Raw genomic sequence first — 8,901 nt, forward strand, 5'->3', positions numbered from 1 at the left:
CTGACCGGTACCTGGCTGCTCGTCGTCCCCCACGAGCACACCACCACCGACCTCACCACCACCCTCTCCAGCGGTCTGGCCGCCCACGGCGCCGACGTACGCGTACTGGAGCTCATGTCGAGCCACACCGACACCGGGGTCCTGCGGTCAGTGCTGGACGAGGCGTTGGCAGGCTCGGACACCCCGGTCGGCGGTGTGCTTTCGCTGCTCGGGCTGGACGAGAACCCGTTGCCCGGACATCCCGCGCCGGCCACCGGCGCCGCGCTCACGGTGTCCCTCGTGCAGGCCCTCGGGCGCGCCGGAGTGAGCGCGCCCCTGTGGTGTGCCACCCAGGGCGCCGTGGCGGTCGGGGACCAGGAGCCGGTCGCCCGGCCCGCGCAGGCCGCGGTCTGGGGGCTGGGCAGGGTCGCGGCCCTGGAGCTCCCGGAGCGCTGGGGCGGACTCGTGGACCTTCCCGAGCGACTCGGGGGACGGGACGCCGCTGCCCTCTGCGCCGTACTGGCGTCGTACGGCGACAGTGCGGAGGATCAGGTCGCTCTGCGCGCCAACAGCATTTTCGTACGGCGTCTCGTGCCGGCCACTCGGCCGACGCGTACGAACCCGCCTACCGGCCGGTCCTCCAGGCACCCCTGGACTCCGCGCGGCACCGCGGTCGTCACCGGCGGAACCGGTGCGCTCGGTGCACACGTCGCCCGGTGGCTGGCGCGTGGCGGCGCGGACGACATCGTCCTGGTCAGCCGTCGCGGCGCCACCGACGAGACGGGCCTGACGGAGCTGGAGGCCGAGGTCGCCGCCCTGGGCGCCCGACTGACCGTCGCCGCCTGTGATGTGGCCGACCGTGAGGCGCTCGCGGATCTGCTGAACTCCCTGCGCGCGGAGGGCCGACCTGTACGGACCGTGGTGCACGCCGCCGGCGTGGGCACCCTCCGGCCGCTCGCCGACCTCGGCATCGCGGAGTTCACCGAGGTCATGGCGGGCAAGGTCGCCGGGGCACGGCATCTCGCCGAGCTTCTCGACCCGGCCGAGACCGACGCACTGATCTTCTTCTCCTCCATCTCCGGCGTCTGGGGCGTCGCCGACCACGCGGCGTACGCCGCCGCCAACGCCAGCCTGGACGCCCTCGCCGAGCGTGTGCGCCGGACGCACGGGCTGCGGGTGCTCTCGGTGGCCTGGGGGCCCTGGGACGGCGGCGGCATGATCTCCGAGAACATGCGCGACCCGCTGCGCCGCCGTGGCATCCCCGTCATCGCCCCGGAACCGGCGATGGTGGCGCTGCAGGAGGCGCTCGACCACGACGACACGGTCGTGGCCGTTGCGGACGTCGACTGGGCCCGGTTCGTACCGGTCTTCAGCGCCGCACGCCCGGCCCCGCTCATCGCCGACCTGGAGCCGAAGAACGAGCCGACAGCCGTCGGCGCGGCCCGCACGGGGGGACGGGACGGGCACGGTGAGGACGCGGCGGCGTCGACGCTCGCCCAGCGGCTCGGCGCTCTGCCCGCCACCGAACGCGACCGCTTCGTACAGGACCTCGTACGCGCCGAGGCGGCTGCTGTGCTCGGGCATGACTCGGCGGACGCCGTCGACATCGCGTATGCCTTCAAGGAGCTGGGCTTCGACTCGGTGAGCGCCGTCGAGCTGCGCAACCGTCTCACCTCCCGTACGGGACTGAAGATCCCGACGACCGTGGTCTTCGACCACCCCACTCCACTCGCCCTCGCCGCCCACCTTCGCGAACTGGCCCTGGGAGACGGCGCGACACCGCAGGATGACCCGAACTCACGTGCGTTCACGGCCGGTTCACAAGGGGACTCCACCGACGACCCCATCGCCATCGTCGCCATGGGGTGCCGCTACCCGGGCGGCATCGCGTCCCCCGAGGACCTGTGGCGCGTCGTCACCGCGGGGGAGGACGTCATCACCGGCTTCCCCACCGACCGCGGCTGGGACACGGCACGGCTCTACGATCCCGACCCCGACCGGAACGGCACCAGCTACGTCCGGCACGGTGGGTTCCTGCACGATGCAGGTGAGTTCGACGCGTCCTTCTTCGGTATCTCCCCGCGCGAGGCGGCGGCGATGGACCCGCAGCAGCGGCTGCTGCTGGAGACTTCCTGGGAGGCGTTCGAGCGGGCCGGAATCGACCCGAAGACCCTGCGCGGCAGCAGTACGGGCGTCTTCACGGGACTCACCGACCAGAACTACGGCACACTCCTCAGCCGTGGCACCGACGGCACCGAGGGCTATCTCGTCACCGGCGCCTCGACCGCCGTCGCGTCGGGCCGCGTCTCCTATGTCCTCGGCCTGGAAGGGCCCGCGGTGACCGTCGACACGGCGTGCTCGTCGTCGCTGGTCGCACTGCACCTGGCCGTACGGGCCCTGCGCTCCGGCGAGTGCTCGATGGCGCTGGCGGGGGCCGCGATGGTCATGGCCGACCCGGCGCCGTTCGTCGGCTTCAGCCGGCAGCGAGGTCTCGCCCCTGACGGTCGTTGCAAGCCCTTTGCCGAGGCCGCCGACGGATTCTCCCTCGCGGAGGGTGTGGGGGTGGTGTTGCTGGAGCGGTTGTCGGATGCGCAGCGCAACGGTCACCCCGTGCTCGCGGTGGTACGCGGTTCGGCGATCAACCAGGACGGTGCCAGCAACGGCCTCACCGCGCCCAACGGCCCCTCTCAGCAGCGAGTGATCCGCGCCGCCCTCGCCGACGCGCGCCTCACCGGCGGTGACGTGGACGTCGTCGAGGCGCATGGCACGGGAACCCGGCTGGGCGACCCCATCGAGGCACAGGCCCTGCTCGCGACGTACGGGCAGGACCGGCCGGACGACCGGCCGTTGCTCGTCGGCTCGCTCAAGTCGAACATCGGGCACACCCAGACCGCGTCCGGCATGGCGGGCGTGATGAAGATGGTGCTCGCGATGCGCCACGGTCTCGCGCCCGGCACACTGCACGTGGACGCGCCGTCGTCGCATGTCGACTGGTCGGCGGGTGCGGTGTCGCTGCTGACGGAGCCGGTGGAGTGGCCGGAGACGGACGGTCGTCCGCGTCGGGCGGGTGTGTCGTCGTTCGGGATCAGCGGGACGAATGCGCATGTGGTGTTGGAGGAGGGGCCGGGTGTGTCGGGGGGTGAGTCCGTCGTAGAGGGTTCGGCGCCCGTGTTTGCGGCGGGTGGTGTGGTGCCGTGGGTGGTGTCGGGCCGTGGCGGGGATGGTCTTGCCGGTCAGGTGAGCCGGTTGGCAGCCTTCGCGGAGGCGGCCGGCGAGGGTGTGGGGCCGGTGGATGTGGCGTGGTCCCTGGCGTCGACGCGTACGGCGTTTGAGAACCGGGCTGTGGTGTTGGGTGCCGATGTGGGTGAGTTCGGTGCCGGGTTGGGGGCGTTGGCTTCTGGTGAGGTGGCCGGTGCTGGTGTGGTGCGGGGTGCGGTCGCCGGTGGTGGGGACCGGGTGGTGTTTGTGTTCCCGGGTCAGGGGGCGCAGTGGGTTGGTATGGGGCGGGAGTTGTGGGATGTCTCGCCGGTGTTCGCGGCGTCGATGGAGGCCTGTGAAGCCGCCCTTGCTCCTTACGTGGAGTGGTCGCTGAGCGACATCGTCCGTCATGGGGCCGAGCTCGTCGATGTGGATGTGGTGCAGCCGGTGTCGTGGGCGGTGATGGTGTCGCTGGCCGCGGTGTGGCGGGCGTGTGGGGTTGAGCCGTCGGTGGTGGTGGGTCATTCGCAGGGTGAGATTGCTGCTGCGGTGGTGGCGGGTGGTTTGTCGTTGGAGGACGGGGCGCGGGTGGTGGCGTTGCGGTCGAGGGCGATCCGGGTGATCGCCGGCCGTGGCGGCATGGTGTCCCTGCCTCTGCCGCTGGCGGCGGTTGAGGAGCTGCTCGCTGGTTGGGTGGGCCGGATCGATGTTGCGGCGGTCAATGGTCCCGGCTCGGTCGTGGTGGCTGGGGATGCGGATGCGCTGGATGAGCTGATGGCGCACTGCGAGGCGGAGGAGATCCGTGCTCGTCGTATCCCGGTGGATTACGCCTCCCACACCTGGCATGTGGAAGCCATCGAAGACGAACTGGCGGAGGTTCTCGCGCCGGTGGCTCCGCGTTCGGGCCGGGTGCCGTTCTTCTCCACGACCGAGGCCGAGGTCATCGACACGGCGCGGCTGGATGGCGGCTACTGGTATCGCAATCTGCGTCAGCGGGTGCGGTTCGCGGATGCTGTCCAGGGCCTGGTCGATCAGGGTTATGCGGCGTTTGTGGAGGTCAGCTCCCATCCGGTACTGGGCATGGCGGTGCAGGAAGCGGCCCCCGATGCGGTGGTGGTGGGCAGCCTGCGCCGCAACAACGGTGACGCGCACCGCTTCCTGACCTCCCTGGCCGAGGCATGGGTGCGCGGCATCCCGGTCGACTGGACGGCGGTCCTGGCCGGACACGACGCCCGCACCATCGCCCTGCCCACCTACGCCTTCCAGCACCGCCGCTACTGGCTCGACCTCCCCGAACCCGCCCCCCGTGCCGAGTCCGGAGGTCCCACGGTCGACGACGTGGACGCACGCTTCTGGGAGGCGGTCGAACGCGAGGATCTGGAAGCCCTCGCCGAGACAATCGACCTCGCACCGGAGCGGCGCGGGACGCTGCACACTGTGGAGCCGGTGCTGCCCGTACTGGCCGAGTGGCGTCGGCGCAAGCGCGAGAGCGCCACGCTCGACTCCTGGCGCTACACGGTTACATGGCAACCTGCCGGTGCATCGTCGGCCGGTCCGGGCCCGCTGCCGTCGCACTGGCTGGTTGTGGTGCCCGGCACTGACGGTGTCGCAGAGGGCACGGCGCACGAGCTGGTCGAGCGGCTGCGCGGCCACAAGGAGGTCGAGGGAGTCGTCACGGTCGTCTTCGACGTGACTCGGGAGGACCGGGCCTGTCTCGCGGACCGCCTGCGCGAAGCAACCGATGTGGAGGCGCCTCCCGGCGGTGTACTCAACCTGCTGCCGCTCGCCCCCACCACCTCCGGCTCCGATTCCGACCTCCAGCCCTTCGCTGTGCCCGAGGTTGTCACGGCGACCGTCCGGCTCATGCAGGCCCTGAAGGACGCGGAGTTGGAGGCCCCGCTGTGGACGGTCACCCAGGGTGCGGTCACCGTGCCAGGCGTGGCCACGACGCCGACGGACGGTCCCGTTCCCGGGCAGGCGGCCGTCTGGGGCCTCGGGCGGGTCTACGGGCTCGACCACCCTCAGCGGTGGGGCGGCCTCATCGACCTTCCCGCGCTCACGGACGGTCCCGCAGCGGTCGACTCCGCCGCGTCGTCCGTCCCCTCCGCGGCCCCCGCCGCGGAACTCGACGCGCGCATCTGGAACCAGTTCTTCGCGGCGCTGGCCGGCGATGAGGACGAGGACCAGTTCGCCGTACGCCCGGACGGCCTCTACGTACGCCGTATGGTCCGCAAGCTCGTCGACGCCGAGGCGAGCGAGCGCCGTACGGTCCGCTTCTCGGGTACGACGCTCATCACCGGCGGCACCGGAGCACTCGGCGCGCACCTCGCCCGGCGGCTGGCCGCGACCGGCGCCGAGCATCTGCTGCTGATCAGCCGTCAGGGCCCCGTCGCGCCCGGCGCGGCCGAGCTGGAGGCGGAACTGACCGCGCTGGGAGCCCGCGTCACCATCGCCTCATGTGACATCACCGATCGGGAGGCACTGGCCAAGCTGCTGGCCGACGTGCCGGAAGGCGCGCCGGTCAACACCGTGGTGCACGCGGCGGGCACCGAGCCGCCGACCGTCGCGGTCGAGGACCTGGACCTCGACGCCCTGCAGAACGTGATGGGAGCGAAGATCGCGGGTGCCGTCCACCTCGACGCACTGCTCGCGGACCGTCCGCTCGAGGCGTTCGTCCTGTTCTCCTCGGGCGCGGGAGTCTGGGGCGACGGAGGCCACTCCGGGTACGCGGCCGCCAACGCCTACCTCGACGCGTTCGCCGAGTGGCGCCGTAGCCGCGGTCGCGTGGCCACCTCCATCGCGTGGGGTGCCTGGGCGGGCGGTGGCATGGTCCACGAGACCGAGGGCGATCGGCTGCGCCGCTACGGGGTGCCCACCATGGACCCCGAGGTGGCCGTGGGCGCCGTACAGCAGGCCCTTGCGTACGACGAGACGTTCCTCGTCGTCGCCGACGTGATCTGGGACCGGTTCGCGGCGACCTACTCGGCCGCCTGCCGCCGCCGTCTCTTCGACGAGATCCCGGAGGCCAGGCTCATCGACGCCGAACAGGTCCGCTCCGGTGGGGCCGGGGACGGCGCCGACTCCGGGCAGGTACCCGGCCAGGCGCAGCTTTTCGCCGGCAAATTGGCGGGCCTGAGCCGGGCCGAGCAGGAACGAACGGTGCTCCACCTGATCCGTACGCAGGTCGCGGCGGTGCTCGGCCATGAGGGAACCGGTGCGATCAGCCCCGGCCACGCCTTCCGCGATCTCGGGTTCGACTCCCTGACCGCGGTGGAGCTGCGCAATCGGCTGAAGGAGACCACCGGACTCGGCCTTCCCGCCACCCTGGTCTTCGACCATCCGACCCCGGCCGCCCTCGGCGAGCGACTGCTGTCCGAACTGGTCCCGGACACGGAGCCGGCGGGCGGAGGGAATCTCGCGTCGCTGGACGAGCTGGAGGCGGCCGTCGCCGCGCTCGACCCCGCCGACGACGTTTCCCGCACCAGGATCACCACCCGGCTGCAAGCGCTGCTGTGGCGGTTGTCCGACAGCCCGGCGGAGAAGCCGGCGGGCGGCGACTCCGACGACGAACTGCTCGAGGCCGTCTCCGACGACGAGATGTTCGACCTGATCGACAAGGAACTCGGCCTCAACTAGACCGCCGGACGGGCCGGCACTCCCCCCACCGGCCCGTCCGGTCTCCTCCGCTCCCGCCGCACCAGCCTCACCGCAACACCCCGTCCGACCTGCCCGTTGCCAACGCCGTACGGGTGACTCCAAGCCTTCGGGCCTGCTCTAGGGACTGATGACGTTCATGGCTAACGAGGACAAGCTCCGCGACTACCTCAAGATGGTCACCACCGACCTGCGGCAGACCCGCCGACGCCTTCAGGAGGTCGAGGCCCGTCAGCAGGAGCCCATAGCCATCGTCTCGATGAGCTGCCGCTTCCCCGGGAACGCGCACACTCCGGAGGACTTCTGGAAGCTGCTCGTCGGGGGCGTCGACACCGTCTCAGAGCTGCCCGCGGACCGAGGCTGGGACCTGGAGGGCCTGTACCACCCCGATCCCGAGCACCAGGGCACGAGTTACACCCGCTCCGGCTCGTTCCTGTACGACGCGGCCGACTTCGACCCCGCGTTCTTCGGCATCTCCCCGCGTGAGGCGACGATGATGGATCCCCAGCAGCGGCTGCTGCTGGAGACTTCCTGGGAGGCACTGGAGCGGTCCGGCATCGACCCCGGCACCCTGCGCGGCGAGAAGGCGGGCGTCTTCGTCGGCAGCAGTGACCAGGGCTACGGCGCCGCGGCCGCCCAGGCCCGGGACCGCGTCGAGGGCCACATGCTGACGGGCGGGTCCGGTGCGGTGCTGTCCGGCCGGATCGCCTACACCCTCGGTTTCGAGGGACCCGCAGTAACCGTCGACACCATGTGCTCGTCTTCGCTGGTCGCGCTGCACCTCGCCGTCCAGGCCCTGCGTCAGGACGAGTGCCGCCTCGCCCTCGCCACCGGCGCCACCGTCATGGCGACTCCCCGCAACTTCGTGGAGTTCAGCAGGCAGCGGGGGCTTGCGCCGGACGGTCGGTGCAAGCCGTTCGCGGCGGGTGCGGACGGTACGGGCTGGGGCGAGGGTGTGGGTGTGCTGTTGCTGGAGCGTCTGTCGGACGCGCGGCGCAACGGTCATCCCGTGCTGGCGGTGATCCGTGGTTCGGCGGTCAACCAGGACGGTGCGAGCAATGGTCTGACCGCGCCCAACGGGCCGTCGCAGGAACGCGTCATCCGGGCGGCGCTCGCCAATGCCCGGCTGACGCCGGACCTCGTGGACGTCGTCGAGGCGCACGGTACGGGCACGACGCTGGGCGACCCGATCGAGGCCCAGGCCATGATCGCCGCCTACGGCCAGGATCGCGAGCAGCCGCTGCGGATCGGCTCTTTGAAGTCCAACATCGGCCATCTTCAGGCGAGTTCGGGTGTCGCGGGCGTCATCAAGATGGTGCTGGCCATGCACCACGGCGTCCTGCCCAGGCTGCTGAACCTGGACGAGCCGACTCCGCACGTCGACTGGTCCTCCGGCGCTGTCGAACTCCTCACGGAGAACCAGGAGTGGCCCGAGACCGGCCGCCCGCGCCGCGTGGGTGTGTCGTCCTTCGGCGGCAGCGGCACCAACGCCCATGTCGTTCTGGAGCAGGCGCCGGAGCCTGACCCCGAGACGGAGGCACCGCGGGAGACCGACGACAACGCCGCAGCGGTGTTCGCGACCGGGGGAGTGGTGCCGTGGGTGGTGTCCGGCCGTGGAGCGGACGGACTTGCCGGTCAGGCAGGCCGGTTGGCCGCCTTCGCGGAGTCGGTCGGCGAGGACGTACGGCCGGTGGATGTGGCGTGGTCGCTGGCCGCCACGCGGGCGGCCTTCGAGCACCGGGCCGTGGTGCTCGGCGCCGAGTCGAGCGAACTCATCGACAGCCTGGGCGCGTTGACGTCGCAGGGCACGGCTCCGGGAGCCGTGACCGGAAGCTTCGACGTAGTCCCTGACGGTGTGGTGTTTGTGTTCCCGGGTCAGGGGGCGCAGTGGGTTGGTATGGGGCGGGAGTTGTGGGATGCCTCGCCGGTGTTCGCGGCGTCGATGGAGGCCTGTGAAGCCGCCCTGGCTCCTTACGTGGAGTGGTCGCTGAGCGAGATCGTCCGTGGCGGGGCTGAACTCGGTGATGTGGATGTGGTGCAGCCGGTGTCGTGGGCGGTGATGGTGTCGCT

General features: G+C 71.3%; 2 protein-coding genes. Both read left to right on the forward strand.

What is annotated here, in order from left to right; translation table 11 throughout:
* Positions 1-114 precede the first annotated feature (114 nt).
* On the forward strand, positions 115-6,813 hold the full coding sequence (locus ABT186_RS46610) for a type I polyketide synthase (protein WP_351930487.1): 6,699 nt from the start codon (positions 115-117) through the stop codon (positions 6,811-6,813).
* Positions 6,814-6,970: 157 nt separating this feature from the next.
* On the forward strand, positions 6,971-8,901 hold a 1,931-nt coding region (locus ABT186_RS46615; RefSeq protein WP_351930489.1), incomplete at its 3' end, for a type I polyketide synthase.

The organism is Streptomyces sp. NPDC001634 (genome assembly GCF_040298185.1).
Lineage (GTDB): Bacteria > Actinomycetota > Actinomycetes > Streptomycetales > Streptomycetaceae > Streptomyces.

Excerpts from the sequence above, each read along its gene's own strand:
- ABT186_RS46610 (WP_351930487.1), top strand. The coding sequence starts at position 115 with ATGTCGAGCCACACCGACACCGGGGTCCTGCGGTCAGTGCTGGACGAG.